At 53.1% G+C, this 16,249-nt stretch carries 15 protein-coding genes; 7 read left to right on the forward strand and 8 right to left on the reverse strand.

The window, feature by feature from the left end; all coding sequences use genetic code 11:
- Position 1: 1 nt before the first annotated feature.
- The 3 genes from ACR9EC_RS04545 to ACR9EC_RS04555 form a co-directional block, all read right to left on the reverse strand.
- Positions 2–892 carry a sugar ABC transporter permease gene (locus tag ACR9EC_RS04545; protein WP_435300313.1) on the reverse strand — a complete coding sequence of 297 codons (891 nt, stop codon included), beginning with the start codon at positions 890–892 and terminating at the stop codon, positions 2–4.
- 1 nt (position 893) lies between these two features.
- Complete coding sequence (locus ACR9EC_RS04550; protein ID WP_435300314.1) at positions 894–2,507, reverse strand: ABC transporter permease subunit; 1,614 nt, start codon at positions 2,505–2,507, stop codon at positions 894–896.
- A gap of 195 nt (positions 2,508–2,702) precedes the next feature.
- Positions 2,703–3,935, reverse strand: coding sequence for a sugar ABC transporter substrate-binding protein (locus ACR9EC_RS04555; protein WP_435300315.1), 1,233 nt, complete (start codon positions 3,933–3,935; stop codon positions 2,703–2,705).
- 361 nt (positions 3,936–4,296) lie between these two features.
- Between ACR9EC_RS04555 and ACR9EC_RS04560 the strand changes: the two genes are divergently transcribed.
- Both ACR9EC_RS04560 and ACR9EC_RS04565 read left to right on the forward strand, forming a co-directional pair.
- Positions 4,297–5,373, forward strand: coding sequence for a LacI family DNA-binding transcriptional regulator (locus tag ACR9EC_RS04560; RefSeq protein ID WP_435300316.1), 1,077 nt, complete (start codon positions 4,297–4,299; stop codon positions 5,371–5,373).
- A 20-nt stretch (positions 5,374–5,393) separates the two neighbouring features.
- Entirely contained in the window at positions 5,394–7,196 is a 1,803-nt protein-coding gene (locus ACR9EC_RS04565; RefSeq protein WP_435300317.1) for a glycoside hydrolase family 13 protein, read from the forward strand.
- A 70-nt stretch (positions 7,197–7,266) separates the two neighbouring features.
- Here ACR9EC_RS04565 and dusB read toward each other — a convergent pair whose 3' ends face one another.
- The 3 genes from dusB to ACR9EC_RS04580 all read right to left on the reverse strand — a co-directional run bounded on the left by dusB (position 7,267) and on the right by ACR9EC_RS04580 (position 10,842).
- Positions 7,267–8,436 carry a tRNA dihydrouridine synthase DusB gene (dusB, locus tag ACR9EC_RS04570; protein ID WP_435300608.1) on the reverse strand — a complete coding sequence of 390 codons (1,170 nt, stop codon included), beginning with the start codon at positions 8,434–8,436 and terminating at the stop codon, positions 7,267–7,269.
- Between the two features lie 86 nt (positions 8,437–8,522).
- Positions 8,523–9,296 carry a hypothetical protein gene (locus ACR9EC_RS04575; RefSeq protein WP_435300318.1) on the reverse strand — a complete coding sequence of 258 codons (774 nt, stop codon included), beginning with the start codon at positions 9,294–9,296 and terminating at the stop codon, positions 8,523–8,525.
- A gap of 160 nt (positions 9,297–9,456) precedes the next feature.
- Positions 9,457–10,842, reverse strand: coding sequence for a glycine--tRNA ligase (locus ACR9EC_RS04580; protein ID WP_435300319.1), 1,386 nt, complete (start codon positions 10,840–10,842; stop codon positions 9,457–9,459).
- 183 nt (positions 10,843–11,025) lie between these two features.
- Here ACR9EC_RS04580 and ACR9EC_RS04585 point away from each other — a divergent pair, with 183 nt between their 5' ends.
- The 5 genes from ACR9EC_RS04585 (at position 11,026) to ACR9EC_RS04605 (ending at position 14,662) form a co-directional block, all read left to right on the forward strand.
- Positions 11,026–11,970 carry a metal ABC transporter substrate-binding protein gene (locus ACR9EC_RS04585; protein WP_435300320.1) on the forward strand — a complete coding sequence of 315 codons (945 nt, stop codon included), beginning with the start codon at positions 11,026–11,028 and terminating at the stop codon, positions 11,968–11,970.
- The gene (locus ACR9EC_RS04590) at positions 11,967–12,746 is read left to right on the forward strand and encodes a metal ABC transporter ATP-binding protein (RefSeq protein WP_435300321.1); all 780 of its coding nucleotides are present in this window, start codon (positions 11,967–11,969) and stop codon (positions 12,744–12,746) included. Before ACR9EC_RS04585 ends, ACR9EC_RS04590 begins: the two co-directional genes overlap by 4 nt.
- Positions 12,743–13,687 carry a metal ABC transporter permease gene (locus ACR9EC_RS04595; RefSeq protein WP_435300322.1) on the forward strand — a complete coding sequence of 315 codons (945 nt, stop codon included), beginning with the start codon at positions 12,743–12,745 and terminating at the stop codon, positions 13,685–13,687. Before ACR9EC_RS04590 ends, ACR9EC_RS04595 begins: the two co-directional genes overlap by 4 nt.
- Positions 13,675–14,055, forward strand: a complete 381-nt coding sequence (locus ACR9EC_RS04600; RefSeq protein WP_435300323.1) for a Fur family transcriptional regulator — start codon at positions 13,675–13,677, stop codon at positions 14,053–14,055. The genes ACR9EC_RS04595 and ACR9EC_RS04600 overlap by 13 nt, the downstream gene beginning before the upstream one ends.
- A gap of 67 nt (positions 14,056–14,122) precedes the next feature.
- Positions 14,123–14,662 (forward strand): DedA family protein, encoded by a 540-nt coding sequence (locus ACR9EC_RS04605; protein ID WP_435300324.1) that lies wholly within the window; start codon positions 14,123–14,125, stop codon positions 14,660–14,662.
- Here the strand turns inward: ACR9EC_RS04605 and ACR9EC_RS04610 are convergent.
- Both ACR9EC_RS04610 and recO read right to left on the reverse strand, forming a co-directional pair.
- Positions 14,659–15,477, reverse strand: a complete 819-nt coding sequence (locus tag ACR9EC_RS04610; RefSeq protein ID WP_435300325.1) for an isoprenyl transferase — start codon at positions 15,475–15,477, stop codon at positions 14,659–14,661. The genes ACR9EC_RS04605 and ACR9EC_RS04610 overlap by 4 nt on opposite strands.
- Positions 15,478–15,483: 6 nt before the next feature.
- Positions 15,484–16,221, reverse strand: a complete 738-nt coding sequence (gene recO / locus ACR9EC_RS04615; protein ID WP_435300326.1) for a DNA repair protein RecO — start codon at positions 16,219–16,221, stop codon at positions 15,484–15,486.
- Positions 16,222–16,249 lie beyond the last annotated feature (28 nt).

Here is a 16,249-nt window from a genome sequence, read left to right on the forward strand (position 1 = left end):
GTTATCCTTTCACGGAACCGGCTGTGAGCCCCGAGACAATGTATTTTTGCAGGTAGAGGAACAATACGATGATGGGGATAGCCGCGAGTACGGCACCTGCAGCAAAGAGACCCCATGGCGCGTTTCGTTCGTCTGACGCCCACTGGTAGAGACCAACCGCGAGCGTCACCTTGTCGCTTTGCGAAAGCACTGTTTTCGCAATAATGAACTCGCCATAGGTGCCGACGAAGGACAGCAGTCCCACGACAGCCAAGATAGGTGTGACGAGGCGCAGGATTATCGTCCAGAAGATTTGCGCGTGGGTTGCACCATCAATTTTTGCTGCCTCGTCAATTTCCTTAGGCACGGTGTTGAAGAATCCGTACAACAGGAATGTGTTCACACCTAACGCTCCACCCAGGTAGATGGCAATCAAACCAAGTTGACTGTTTGCCCCCAAGAATGGGTACACCTCTTTGAGGGAGAGCAACAGCAAGAAGATTGCAACGACTGCAAGCATTTGCGGGAACATTTGGATGATGAGGAGCCCCGTGAGTGAGGTTCGTCGCCCAGTGAAGCGGAATCGGGAGAACGCATATGCTGCGGCTGATGCCATAAGCACTGTTCCGATTGCACTCACAGTGGAGATGAACAGTGAGTTCATTGCCCACGTGTAGAACTTAGTGTCTGCTAGTTGCGTGAAGTTTTCGCTGGAGATCACGCGAAACAGGTCGTTTGATCCGGCTAGTTTCGCACTCGGGTTCAGCGAGGTTGAGAGCACGTACACCAGTGGAAATACTGCATATATGCTTGCGAGCACACCAACGAGGTGACGCCACGATACTTCTTTCCACCAGCGTGCGTTGCGGGTGCCGGAAGGGCGGATTTCTAGTTCTTCTGCCTGTACTGACATCTCAGTATTCCTCCAGCTTGCGGGTCTGACGGAAGCCAAGCCACGAAATGATTCCAACCATGATGAAGATCAAGATGGATACTGCGGAGGCTAGTCCGTACTGTTTGACGCCTGATTCGAATGCGACTGAATACACCATGGAGATCAAGATGTCTGTTGATCCAATGATGAGTGGGCTTCCGCTGTAGTTTGGTCCACCGCCGGTAAGCATGTAGATGAGCGAGAAGTTGTTGAAGTTGAACGCGAAGCTTGAGATCAGCAGCGGCGCTGTGGAGATCATCAAGAGCGGCAAAATAATGGATCGTAGTACACGCCACGGTGATGCACCATCCATTTTTGCGGATTCTAAAACGTCATGTGGCATGGATTGCAGTGCGCCTGTCGTGATCAGGAACATGTAAGGGAATCCGAGCCATAGGTTCACCATGATGATGGAAACTTTTGCGAGCCACGGGTCGGACAGCCACGGCACGGACGCGCCGCCGAGGATCACTTCGTTGACGAACCCGAATCGTTCGTTGAGCATTCCTTTCCACACCAGTGCGGACAGGAACCCTGGGAATGCGTACGGCAAGATCAGGATCGCGCGGTAGATTTTTCGTCCGCGTACTCGCGGATCGTTGAAGACGAGGGCGAAAGCTAAACCAAGCGCAAACGTTGTGACGACTGAGAGGAACGCGAACGCGAACGTCCACGTCAAAATAGAGAAGAATGGCCCTGACACGCGCGAGTCAGTGAACATGTAGGTGAAGTTGTCGAAACCTACTGAGACGCGCCATCCTGGTGTCAGATTGTCGCCGTCTGCGCTGGTGAAGTATCCAGTATCAGGGTCAGCCGTGTAGACGATTCCAGCGGCAGTGTTGGTCATGGTGTCGGCGGTTTCGTCGTACTCCATGGTGGAACTGAACTGGTATGCGTTGAGTGCATCGAGTGTGCGTAGTGAACCGTCTTCTGCGTTGTCAGAGAACGGAACACGCAACGCGGAAATGTCTTGTTGGCGTTCAACGATTTTGCTGAAGTCGAGTACGTCGTATCCGTCGGCTGCGGTAATGTGCGTGCTTGTTACTTGCGCGCCTTCGGCTGCGGTAAGTGGCGTTTCTTGTGTTCCAATTTTTGCTACCCCGTTTTCGACGATTCCGAGGGCAAGGTTGTTGTCACCGTCGACGAGGATCGTTACTGGATATGAGGGGCTGCCTGGGACTTGCACTTCGTTGTAGGCGAGTACTGACTCAATGGCGTCTGTTTTTGTGGAGTTGTGGCCGTCACCGTAGTTGGTGAATGCGACGTACCCTGTGTACACCATGGTGAAGAGCTGGTACGTGAATAAGAACAGCAAACCCGGGTAAAGGTATTTTGCTGGGATGGCGCGGCGTGAAAAGTACACGTAGTTCGCTGCAATGAGTGCAACGACCAACCCGGTAAAGACGCCCCATGTTCCTGTCGCCCATGCAGAGAGCAAGCCGTATAAACCGAATGCGTTTATTGCGGCCATGAGGGCTAGCTTGACAAAGAAACCCGCTTTAAAGCTACGCGCTGGTGAGGCGTCGTGTACTGGAGTTTGTGCACCGTTGTCGGTTTCCGGGCTGTGCCCAGTCGCTCCTTGCGAGATGCTCATCTCGTCCCTCCGTGGTTGACCGTGTATGGCCAAGGTGGCTGTTCTGTGGGGTTGCTACTGTGGTTTCAGCCCGCAACTTCAATCTATGTGACGTGTCGTCGTTAAGCGCGCGTTGGGGGTTCCGCGTGTGCGGAACCCCCAACTAGTGTTGTGTGGCGCGAAAGCTCGCGCTCCGCAGTGTTGTTGCGGTGAAGATCAGCTGTTCTTGATGCCGTCTTCGATATTTGTGATCATGGTGTTCCATGCTGCTGCTGGGTCGTCTGCCTTGCCCGAAGCGATGTCGAGCTGGGTGAGTCCCCAGAACTTCCATACAACACCCATTGCTGCTGAGCCTGGCTGTGGAAGGCCGGCCGCTGCTGCGTCAGCCCATCCCTTTGCGATCTCGTCAGTGATTTTTGCAGCTGATGCGGTCAACGCTGGGATACGGCCACCGGAAGCGTAGATTTGGTCTGCGGCTTCTTCAGTGGATAGGTAGTTCACAACGAAGTCGTTTGCGAGAACAGCATTTTGTGATTTCGCAGAGATGTATGCGCCTTGGTATCCAGCGAACGGACGTGATTCTTCACCGCCAGCGGATGGCACTGGAAGGATGGAGATGTCCAGTCCTTCTTTCACGAATTCGTTTGCGTACCATGGGCCAGTCACCATGTAAGCGGATTTACCGGACGAGAAAGCTTCCTTTGCTTGGTCTCCACCGATGGATGCGTCGAGGATTCCTTCTTTACCAAGCTTTTCGAGGTAGTTAGCCCAGTTTTCGCCAGCTTCTCCGCCGAGTGCGAGCTCTTCGGTGTATGCACCGGTGTCGTCTGTCTTAAAGACTTGTGCACCGAACGATGTTTGCAGTGGGTAGGTGTGGTAGGCGTCGCCTTCAGCACCTTGCTGGATGAGAACAGGGAATTCGGAGCCGAGTTCTTTACCTTGTGCGATGAGTTCGTCAAAGGTTGCTGGTGTTTCTTGTGCGAGCTTGTTGTTACGCACGAGCGCAATGGATTCCACTGCGTAAGGAACACCGTAGGTGTTGCCTTGGTAGGTGAATGCGCTGATTGAACCTTCTGAGAACTGTGCTGCTTTGTCTCCGAGTGCTACTGGTGCGACGACACCGTTGGTTACGAACTCGCCGATCCAGTCGTTTGCTCCGATGATGACGTCTGGGCCTTCACCTGTTGGGACTTGTTGAACGAATTCGGTGCGGATGTCACCTGAAGCTTTTTGTACAACTTCAACGGTTACGTTGCGGTCGGACTTAAACTTTTCGATGACCTCTGCAAAGTCGTTGATGCGAGTTTCATCAACCCATACTGTGAGGTTTCCAGAAACAGCTGGGGTTGTGGTGGTTGTTTCTGCCTGTTCTTTGGTGTCTCCAGAGCAGGCTGTAAGAACGAGTGCCATTCCTAGTGCCGCAGCTACCGCTGGGATGCTTCTTTGCATCGTGGTTTCTCCAAATGTGCGTGGGGATGTTGGTCAGCCGTTGTTTTCTGACCCATTGTGAACACAGTAACTACCTCCTTGCAAGATTTGCAAGTTCTTGCAGTAACTTTCATGTAACGATACGGTTGTTTCATCCGAAAGTTGCAGCAACAACAGAGTTACTGCCTTCACGTTGCGAGAAAATGCTCGATAAACAGCGCAAGTAGGATAAAATTCCACACAGAAAATTTGTTGCAAGATTTTGCAGAACAGGACATGAATGCCACGGCAACATCCTGCGCAAACAGCAAAACCCCTGCAACAAGACGCACTCGACGGGGACGCCCACACAGTGCACAACTTCGCGACGAGGAGGTCACACGTGTCACTCACAACGAGCCAGACAACCGGCAACAGTAAAACCAGGCTCACAGACATTGCCGAACAAGCAGGAGTCAGCACTGCAACAGTTTCACGTGTCCTCAACGGAAAAAGCAGCGTCGCCACAGAAACCCGCCAAGCAGTCCTCGCCGCACTCGACATCCTCGGCTACGAACGCCCCGAAAAATTTCGCAACCGCTCAGCAGGACTCGTCGGCCTCGTCGTCCCCGAACTCACAAACCCAGTCTTTCCAGCCTTCGCACAAACAATCGAAGGGCTACTCTCCCAACGCGGATACACCCCCCTACTGTGCACCCAATCCCCCGGTGGCACATCAGAAGACGAATACATCGACATGCTCCAAGAACACAAAGTCGATGGCATCGTTTTCGTTGCAGGATTACACGCAGACACACAAGCCAGCCACACCAGATACGACCAGCTCCGCACAAAAGGAATCCCACTCGTCTTCATCAACGGCTACGCCCAAGACATCGACGCCCCCTTCATCTCCTGCGACGACCTCACCGCCATGGAACTCGGCGTACGCCACCTCGTCTCACTCGGCCACCACAAAATAGGTCTAGCGATTGGCCCCCAACGCTTCATCACCGCACAACGCAAAACTGAAGGATTCAAAAACGCGCTGCACAAACACCTCGGACAAGACGACGGAGACCAACACGTCGCCACCTCCCTGTTCACCGTTGAAGGTGGACAAGCAGCAGCCAACGAACTCCTCGACTCAGGACACACCGCAATCGTGTGCGGATCAGACCTCATGGCATTAGGGGCCGTACGCGCTGCACACCAACGCAACCTGAAAGTTCCCGAAGACGTCTCCATCATCGGATACGACGATTCCCCACTCATCGGATTCACCGACCCACCACTGACCACCATCAGACAACCTGTAGCGACCATGTCGCAAGCAGCCGTCTCCGGACTTGTATCCATGATCGAAAGTGCAACAGCGCCAACATCAGAACTGCAATTCCACCCCGAACTCATCGTGCGAAACTCAACGGGAACCTCACCAGAAGCCCGCCTCGCGTCCTACCGCATCAACAACAACTAGCCACACACCGACCACATCGAATGGAGCTCGCAGTGTCCCTCACACTGACCACCACATCACCAGACACCACAATCGTGCACCCTGCCACCACAGGCAACGCACAATGGTGGCGCAACGCTGTGATCTATCAGGTTTACCCCCGCTCTTTCGCAGACGGCAACGGAGATGGAATCGGTGACCTCGTCGGAATCACCCAACGCCTCGACCACCTCGTAGAGCTCGGCGTAGACGCATTATGGCTCTCACCGTTCTACAAGTCACCACAAGCAGATGCCGGATACGACGTATCCGACTACCGTCACATCGACCCGATCTTCGGAGACCTCGACGACTTCCAAGTCATGGCTGACAAAGCCCACGCACTCGGACTCAAAGTAATCGTCGACCTCGTCCCAAACCACACGTCAGACGACCACGACTGGTTTAAAGAAGCAATCCAGGCAGGACCTGGTTCCGCCGCCCGCGACCGCTACATGTTCCGTGACGGCAAAGGCGAAAACGGTGAACTACCACCAAACAACTGGCAGTCCATCTTCGGCGGCCCAGCATGGACCCGCGTAGACCAACGCTGGAACGCGCAAGAAGACGGCGTCACCGACACCCAGTGGTACCTACACATGTTTGACACTCGTCAACCAGACCTCAACTGGGACAACGCCGAAGTAAAAGAAGACTTCATTTCGATCCTCAAGTTCTGGCTAGACCGTGGCGTAGACGGATTCCGCATCGACGTCGCACACGGCATGGTGAAAGCCGCTGGACTCCCCGACTGGGACGGCGTTACCGGCATGGTCGACGGCACCAAAAACGAAGGTGCCACCCAAGTACAAACCGACGGAACCCCAAACGAAGACGGCTCCAACGGTGGCGGAAACTCTGGACCAATGTTCGACCAAAACGGAGTCCACGAGATCTACCGTTCATGGCATGAAGTCCTTGAACAATACGATGGCGACCGCTGCCTCGTCGCAGAAGCATGGGTAGAGCCACTCTCCCGACTCGCGCTCTACGTACGCGAAGACGAAATGCAACAAGCATTTAACTTCTCATTCCTCACCACCAAATGGGACGCTGCCGCACTACGCACCGTCATCAACGCTTCCGTACGCGAAAACGACGTGGTCGGCGCACCAACCACCTGGGTGCTGTCCAACCACGACGTTGTACGACACGCAACCCGAATGGGACTTCCAGCTGTCGTAGACGGCCGCGAAATGAACCCGAATGGAGTTCGCGCCACAGAACCACAACCAGACGTTGAACTCGGGTTGCGTCGCGCCCGCGCAGCAACCCTACAAATGCTCGGTTTGCCAGGCTCCGCCTACCTCTACAACGGCGAAGAATTTGGCACACCAGACCACACAACAATGCCCGACGAATACCGCCAAGACCCTGCCTTCGAGCGTAAAGGCCGTACCGAAGCCGGGCGTGACGGCTGCCGTGTTCCACTTGCATGGGAAGCCGACAAACCAGCCTATGGGTTCTCCGAAACAGGACAAACATGGCTGCCACAGCCTGACACCTACGGCGCTATCGCAGCAGACGTACAAAAAGCAGCACCAGACTCCACCTATGCGATGTACCGCCATGCCCTCGCCCTGCGCAAGGAACACAACCTTGGTCTTGGTTCCCTCGCATGGGTTAACGAGTTCGCAGACTCCGCAGATGTCCTTGCATACCAGAACGGTGATGTCTTAGTTGTCACCAACTATGGCGCGCAGCCGGTTGATCTGCCAGAAAACGCTCACGTGTTGATCTCAAGCCAGCCTCTCATCGGCAACCAGATCGCAACTGACGTGTGCGCGTGGATTACCGTCGCGTAACCCACCACTAGATATGCGTGTGGGCGGCACCTTTGGGTGCCGCCCACACGCATATCTGCCAGCAAATTTTTTAACCACCAGAGATACTGAGTTCAGCTTCTTCCAGTTTGCGACGAAACTCGTCGCTTAACTCTCGTGATTCAAGCCAGCCTTCTGGCAAATGTGGCCGCTTGGGCGAGCCAGCGCGACCGCGCTGCCCTTCCGCATCTTTACCAGGATATGGCGCGTCGAGGTCAAGCCCATCAAGTTTTGTTCGCAAATCAGCAAGTGAATCGACAAGAGCGAGACCGTTTCGTGCTTCACCGCCAACGGCATAGCCTTTGAGATACCATGCCATGTGTTTGCGTAGATCGCGCAGTCCCCTGCCCTCGTCGCCAAAGAACTCTGCCATGTATTCGCCGTGACGATAAATGGTGTCAGCTACATGCCGTAAGCCTGGTTTAATGCGTTCGTCGCTTCCAGCAAAAGCAGCAGTTAAATCAGCAAACAGCCACGGACGTCCCTGACATCCACGACCAACAACCACACCGTCGCATCCGGTTTCTTCGACCATGCGCAGTGCGTCTTCAGCAGACCAAATATCGCCGTTGCCGAGCACCGGAATTGATGTGACTGTCTCTTTCAAAAGTTTTATCGCAGACCAGTCTGCTGTTCCAGAATAGTGTTCTGCCGCAGTGCGGGCATGTAACGCTACAGCGGCAACACCTAATTGTTCTGCGATGAGTCCAGCTTCCAGATACGTAATGTGATCGTCGTCGATCCCTTTACGCATTTTTATCGTTACAGGAACGTCATAGGGGGCTGCGGCAGTGACTGCAGCATCAATGATTCGAGTGAACAGCTCTGTTTTCCACGGTAAAGCAGAGCCTCCACCCTTGCGAGTAACCTTAGGTACCGGGCAGCCAAAGTTCAGGTCAATATGATCTGCACGGTCTTCACCGGCAATGATTTTCACTGCCGCGCCAACGGTGGCCGGGTCAACCCCATACACTTGCGCCGATCGTGGAGTTTCATACTCTTCAAACGAAACAATGCGCAAGGACTCTTCATTGCGTTCTACCAGAGCACGGCTTGTAACCATTTCTGCAACAAACAACCCGTCACCGTTTTCACGGCACAAACGACGAAAAGCAGTGTTTGTCACCCCTGCCATGGGGGCCAACACGACAGGGGTTTCAACTACATGTTTACCGATACGCAAGGGCGGCAACACAGGAGTTTGTGGGGTGTTTTCAAGCATAGTCACCCGCTAATTGTCTCACTGTGTCTCGCACCGTAAACGTCACAGGCTCGTCAGATTGCCCACACTTAACAGGTAAGGACACGCTATTTCGAGTAGTAGCCTGTCGGGTTATCCATGATGACTTTTAGGTCTGCTGGAAAATCAGAACCGTCTTCTCTACTCAAGGCTTGCCGTACCGCAACATATGATTCTGCGCAGGGCCCATCTCCATGATCGGTGCCATGCAAAGTTAATGTGTTGCCGTTAAGAATCGCACTATCGAGAGTCGGAGGGCAGCCGCCAGCACCGCCTGCCTCATAAATGACCTGAGCATCAACCACGCGTGTACGCCAGTATGTTTCGCCGGTATCAAAGTTGGGATCATCAATAAATCCTTCTGAATCGAGAGTGCGCACAAGCAGCTTTTCCCCCGGTGCCGAAGACGAAGAATCTTGAGCGTCTGCTACTGGAGTTTTCTCCACAACAATCGTGTAGTCCTCAGTAAATGGAGTACCGTCAGCGAACGTAATGTCTTGTCGCAGCGGACGATAATCCATCGTGCACGGGCGGCCTTCATAGTCTGCCCGTTTGAGATACACAGTCATGTCTTCTACATGACCTGATTCGATAACTGGCGGGCACGACGACGATCCCGCAGCACCATACACGAGCACCCCGTGTTCAAGTGAAGTCCAATAATCTTTCCCGCCCCAGTCATCAGGCAACGGAGCAGTCGGTTCAGTAGGTGCACCAATAATGAGTTCACGTGTTGAAACGTCTGGCGTTGGACTTGAAGACTCACGAGGTTGCTGCGCAGACGAACAACCTGCCGTCAGCAACACCGCAACCACCACACAGACAAACATCGTGCGTTTCATATGTATATTCCTTACCTACGTTCTCTTATGCAGTCATTACATATTGTGTCGCGCATGCTCGTACTCTTACAGCGTGCCTTCATGTAACGAGGTCCAGAACGCACGCATGCGGGACATCGTATTCAACGATGCCCCGCATGCGTGTAAGTGATAATCGCTGTTAAGCGCCGATAAGTCGTGTTGCTAGGAACGAGACCACGTTGTCCAATGAAACGCGCTCTTGCTCCATCGAGTCACGGTGACGAATAGTCACAGCGTTGTCTTCAAGAGTGTCGAAGTCAACGGTGATGCAGAATGGCGTACCAATTTCGTCTTGACGACGGTAACGACGGCCAATAGCACCTGCATCGTCAAACTCAACATTCCACAGTTGACGTAGATCTGCGGCAAGCTTTCGCGCTTTCGGAGATAGCTCTGCGTTACGAGACAACGGAAGTACAGCTGCTTTGACTGGGGCAAGACGTGGGTCAAGTTTCAGTACGACGCGTTTGTCCACTCCACCCTTAGTGTTTGGTGCTTCGTCTTCGGTGTATGCCTCGACGAGGAACGCCATGAGTGAGCGAGTGAGTCCAGCGGCTGGTTCGATAACGTACGGGAAGTAGCGTTCGCCTTCAGCCTGGTCAAAGTACGACAGGTCTTTACCAGAGATGTCGGAGTGCGTCTTCAAATCGTAGTCTGTACGGTTTGCGACACCTTCGAGCTCGCCCCATTCACCACCGGTGAAACCAAACTTGTATTCGATGTCTACAGTGCGCTTGGAATAGTGGCTGAGTTTTTCTTGCGGGTGTTCATACAAACGCAAGTTCTCTGGATCGATTCCCAAGTCGACGTACCACGCCATACGTGTGTCGATCCAGTGCTGGTGCCACTCTTCGTCAGTACCTGGCTTCACAAAGAACTCAAGTTCCATCTGCTCGAATTCACGAGTACGGAAGATGAAGTTACCTGGCGTGATTTCGTTACGGAAAGACTTTCCGATTTGACCAATACCAAAAGGAGGCTTCAAACGTGAGGCTGTTTGCACGTTTGAGAAGTTAACAAAGATACCCTGTGCTGTTTCTGGGCGCAGGTAGTGCATGCCTTCTTCGTTGTCCACTGGACCCAAGTAAGTCTTCAGGAGTCCAGAGAAGTTTTGTGGTTCCGTCCACTCACCTTTTTTGCCACAGTTAGCGCACACAATGTCGCTCATGCCTTCTGGCGCGCGACCCTTCTTGAACTCAAACTCTTCAAGCAGTGTGTCTTCGCGGTAGCGCTTGTGGCAGGACGTGCACTCAACAAGAGGGTCAGTAAAGACAGCAACGTGGCCTGATGCTTCCCACACTTTACGCGGCAAGATGACGGACGAGTCGATACCAACAACGTCGTCGCGGCCGCGTACCATCTGCTGCCACCACTGGCGCTTAATGTTTTCTTTAAGTTCAGCCCCAAGCGGTCCGTAATCCCAAGCTGAACGGGATCCACCGTAAATCTCACCTGATTGGAAAACGAAACCGCGTCGTTTAGCGAGCGAGATTACTGAGTCAAGACGTGAAGGCGTTGCGGCCAAAATGATCACTCCATCAAAACGTTGTACGCCCCGCGTGGCTCGCGGTGGCAATGAAGCGCACTAATGTGCAAGTAATCAAGCCTACCGGCTTACAGGGCAACTTCCTATCGCAACACAAGGGCGCCGTTATGCTGATGACGGTGGTGCATCACACTTTGACTACACACATGTAAATTATTGATAATGGATCTCATGAACAACTGGAAGAAATCTGCACTCGCAGCCACAGCAGCAGTCACCACCACACTCGCGCTCACCGCTTGCTCCCCGCAAGAAGACGACGGGAAGCTCCAAGTCCTCGCTGCGTTCTACCCACTCCAGTTTGTTACCGAATACATCGGTGGAAAATATGTCACCATCGATTCGCTCACTCCCCAAGGAGCAGAGCCACACGACATTGAGCTAGCACCCGCGCACACACGCGCCATCGGCACTGCAGACCTCGTCATTTATCAATCAGGTTTCCAAGCAGCAGTCGACGAAGCGATTGAAGCACGCAACCCAGAACACGTATACGATGCCGCAGTTCACGCACAACTCGAACCAGGCCACTCACACAGCGAAGACGAACACGCTGACGAAGAAGCCGCAGGAGACGGGCACGACCATGGCGCCACCGATCCACACTTCTGGCTCGACCCAACCCTGCTCGCACACGTAGCAGAAGACATCAACGCGCAATTAGCGAAACAAGACCCAAAAAACGCCTCAGCATTCCAAGAAAACACAGACAAACTACTTGAAGAGCTAGCAACCCTCGACAAGAACTACACTGAAGATCTCAAAACATGTGAACAACGCTCCATCGTCGTCACACACGAAGCCTTCGGATATCTCGCGCACAAATACGACTTTGAACAAGTAGGCATCACCGGAATCGACCCCGAAACCGAGCCAAGCCCAGCACAACTACGCAGCGTCAAAGAACACATTGCAGAACACAACATCACAACCATCTTCTTTGAAACTCTCACCAGCCCCAAAGTCGCACAAACACTAGCGCAAGACCTCAACGTTGCTACCAGAGTTCTCGACCCAATCGAAGGTCTCGTCGATCCAAACGAAACCTACCTCACGGTCATGGAAGCAAATCTACAAGCACTAAAAACAGGAATGCACTGCTCATGACCGAACCAACCGTTCTCCACGCCAAAAACCTCCACGTAACACTCGGCGCAAGCCACATCATCCGCGGCATTGATTTCAGCGTCCGCGAAGGTGAAGTACTTGCTGTCCTCGGGGCGAACGGATCAGGAAAATCAACTCTCATTCGCGCGCTTACCGGTGTTGTTCCAGCAAGCTCTGGAACAATCACCCTCTTTGGCAGCGAACTTGGGCCGTCCGTGCCATGGCGCAAAATCGGGTATGTACCCCAACGGGTTGCGGCAACAACAGGAGTAGGCTCCACCGCTGGAGAAGTCGTCACCTCAGGGCTGCTCTATGCGGGACGACTAAAACTCCCACGCGACCATAAACAACGCGCCTTACAAGCCCTCAAACAAGTAGGCCTTGAAGCACGCGTACACACACCCATGGCCCACCTCTCCGGTGGACAACAACAACGAGTCCTCATCGCAAGAGCCCTCGTTCGGGAACCAGACCTCCTCGTCCTTGACGAACCAGTTGCCGGTGTAGACCGTCCCAGCCAAATCGCGTTCGCAACAACGCTCAAAGCCCTCGTTGAGCAAGGAAAAACAATCGTCGTCGTCCTACACGAACTCGGCGAATTCCGTCCGCTCATCACTCGAACCGTAGTGCTACGACACGGAAAAATCGTGCACGACGGTAGCGCACCACAACCGACCGGCGAACACGGCGACGAAAACCACGTACATATTCACCCCCATGAAGGCTTCACACCTGAAGGGTCAGCGCTGCTAGCAGAGACAGGATTCGAAGCATGACAATTATGAGCGAACTAGAATCCTTTTTCACTGATCCACTCATGCAGCGGGCGCTTATCGCCGCCATCATCGTCGGGCTCGTCGCACCCGTTATGGGCACATATCTTGTGCAACGGAAACTTTCCCTCCTTGGTGACGGAATCGGCCACGTTGCACTAACGGGTGTGGCTTTAGGGTGGGTCGTTGGCGGAGCAATGGGTTTTGTGGAACAAGACGCCCTCGCAATTCCTGGTGCTGTCATCGCCGCAATAGCTGGCGCAGTCGCTATTGAACTTGTCCGAGAACGAGGAAAAACTTCTGGAGACGTCGCCCTTGCGATGCTGTTCTACTCAGGAATCGCGGGCGGTGTTGTCCTCATTGGATTAGCCGGTGGAACAAACGCAAACCTGATGGCCTACCTCTTTGGTTCTATCTCGACAGTCACCCAACTTGATCTTGTCCTGATTGCTATTCTCGGAATCATCATCCTCGCTGTAGGCGTGGGCATGCGGTCACTGTTTTTTGCAATATCGAACGATGAAGAATTTGCGCGTGCTTCAGGCTTGCCGGTACGAGCAGCAAACATAACCATCGCAGTTGTCGCTGCCCTCACCGTCACAGTTTCGATGCGTGTTGTTGGCCTCTTGCTTGTTTCCGCAATAATGATCTTGCCTGTCGCAGTCGCACAGCTCACAACAGCGTCATTTAAAACAACAATGCGTGTAGCCATGGCAGTAGGCGTCACAGTCACTGTGAGCGGTCTCATGGTTACCTACTGGATTCCGCTGTCTCCAGGTGCGACCATAGTAATTCTTGCCGTTGTCGCATACGTTCTTGTCAGCCTCGCGCGAGTCTTATTTGTCAGTTCCCGCAATAGACATGCCGACCCGCATCCTGATGTACCCGACGACGTCACCTATGAATCGGCTCCTGCGAAAGATGTGGCATCATGCAACGAATGACAAAACAACGAGCAGCAATCGCTGAACTCTTAGAAGCGACTGATGATTTTAAGTCTGCTCAACAATTGCATGATCTTTTGCGTGAACGTGGCGAGACAGCAGGTCTTGCCACGGTTTACCGCACCCTGCAAAACCTCGCGGATGCTGGCGAACTTGATGTGCTGCGCACAGGAGATGGTGAAGCGCTCTATCGTCGCTGCGAACGCACCGAACACCACCACCATTTAGTATGCCGTTCATGCGGAAAAACCGTTGAAATCGATGGCCCAACCGTTGAAGACTGGGCCCGAAAAGTTGGTCATTCATTCGGGTTCTCCCAGATTGAACACACCATCGAGCTTTTCGGAACCTGCTCAGAGTGCTCCTAAGCACCACAAACACGTGTGCTTAGGCACACCTAACAATATTTCTTCCAAGAACAGATAATCTAGAAGAATGCCAGACGCACTCGATGACGCACCAGTCTTTGTGCTGTTTGTATTCTTTTTCAGTATTGCGTTCCTGCGCACTCAAGCAACCTACTGGCTAGCTAGGTACGTTGCGTACCGGACAATGCGCAGCTCCGATTTCAAGAACCCGACGATGGGCCGTATTGCACATTGGATTAATACAAATGCGCAAGGATCAGGAATCAACGCGGTACACCGTTGGGGCGCTTTAGCGGTGTTTGGATCCTTCTTCATGTCTGGAACAAAGACTGTCATCAACCTCGCGGCAGGACTCACCCGCATGAAATTTCCCGTGTGGCTTGCAGCGATGACTGCAGGATGCGTAGCACACGGCATCATTTATGCAACAATCGGCTGGGCCGCATGGCTAGCGGCTCTCTCCGCTGCGGCCGGATCACCGCTAGGCCTTGCAATCGTTGTACTGTTCATTGGTGCTGTGGTGTGGACGATTCTACGAACACGCAAAAAATTACGGCTTGAAAACAACGACCACACCCACACACAGGAGAATAACCTACTCGGTTAGCTTTCTTGTTCCACAGCAGGTTTATCTAACGCTCCACCGTAACGCCTATCGCGTTGCGCATACTGCTCGATTGCTTGCCACAAAGTGCGACGGTCAAAGTCAGGCCACAGCGTATTCAAGAAAACCATTTCGGCATATGCCGACTGCCACAACATAAAGTTAGAAAAACGCTGCTCCCCTGAACTACGAACAAACAGGTCAACGTCTGGTAAATCAGGTTCGTCGAGGTACCGTGCGATTGTTTTTTCTGTTACTTTTTTCGGATCAATTTTTCCAAGAGCTGCATCTTTAGCAATCTGTGCTGCCGCATCAGCTATCTCAGCGCGTCCACCATAGTTCACGCACATGTTCAACGTGCAGACAGTGTTATCTTTCGTCAGTTCCTCAGCGGCTTCCAACTCTTTGATAACTGACGCCCACAACTTTGGTCGCCGCCCCGACCAGCGCACTCGCACGCCCCACTCGTTGAGGATGTCTCGGCGTCGCCGTAATACTTCTTTATTGAAGCCCATAAGAAATCTAACTTCTTCAGGTGAGCGCTTCCAATTTTCTGTAGAGAACGCATAAGCAGACACATGCTTCACACCGATTTCGATAGCCCCGGCAACAACATCAAGCAAAGCAGCCTCACCAGCCTTATGCCCTTCGGTGCGCGGTAAACCACGCTGGTTTGCCCATCGTCCATTGCCATCCATCACTAACGCAACGTGTTGCGGCACAAACTGCGCCGGAATAGCTGGCGGTTGAGCACCTGAAGGATGCGGAAAAGGCACCGAAACGTGTTGCTCCGATGAGGTCTTGTGCGAGGGAGTCATTCTGTTTTATTGTCCTGTTCGGTCAACGAGTCGTAACGCTCGTAATGTGCGTTCAAGATGATATTGGCTATATGCAGCGACGAGACCTGCTGCTTCTTTTCGTGTTCGCTCATCTGTTGCTAATGCGACGTCCCAGTCACCACTTAATAGCGCAGAAAGCAAAACGAAAGTTTCTGGCGAAGGAGATGCAGCGCCTGGCTGTCGACATTCAGCGCATACGGCCCCTCCTTGCGCAAGCGAATATGCGCGATGGGGTCCTGCCGTTCCACACCGTGCGCAATTGTCAAAGCTTGGAGCGTATCCGGCAACAGCAAATGCACGTAGCAAATAGGAATCTAAGATAAGCGAAGCCGGCTTAACGCCTTCGGCCATCGTCCGTAAGCCACCAGTAAGCAGCCAATACTGTTGAATTGCCGGTTCGTGTTCAGCAGCAACAAGTTTGTCAGCTGTCTCGAGCATTGCGACGCTTGCCGTGTATTTAGCGTAATCCTCGCAGATTGGTCGAGCGAATGGTCCAATTGTCTCGACTTGGGTAACCATGTCGAGGCTTCGACCTTCATTGAGTTGTACATCGACGTGCATGAATGGTTCGAGACGTGCTCCGAACTTCGACGAAGTTCTACGCACGCCTTTAGCAACAGCACGTATTTTTCCGCGCTCACGGGTCAGTAGCGTGATAATTCGATCCGCTTCACCCAGCTTTTGTGCTCTCAACACAACTGCGTCATCTCGGTATAGCGGCATTGTCCTATTCTCTCATTTCAACGGCCTA

The sequence above is a fragment of the Timonella sp. A28 genome, from assembly GCF_051200815.1.
Taxonomy (GTDB): domain Bacteria; phylum Actinomycetota; class Actinomycetes; order Actinomycetales; family Cellulomonadaceae; genus Timonella.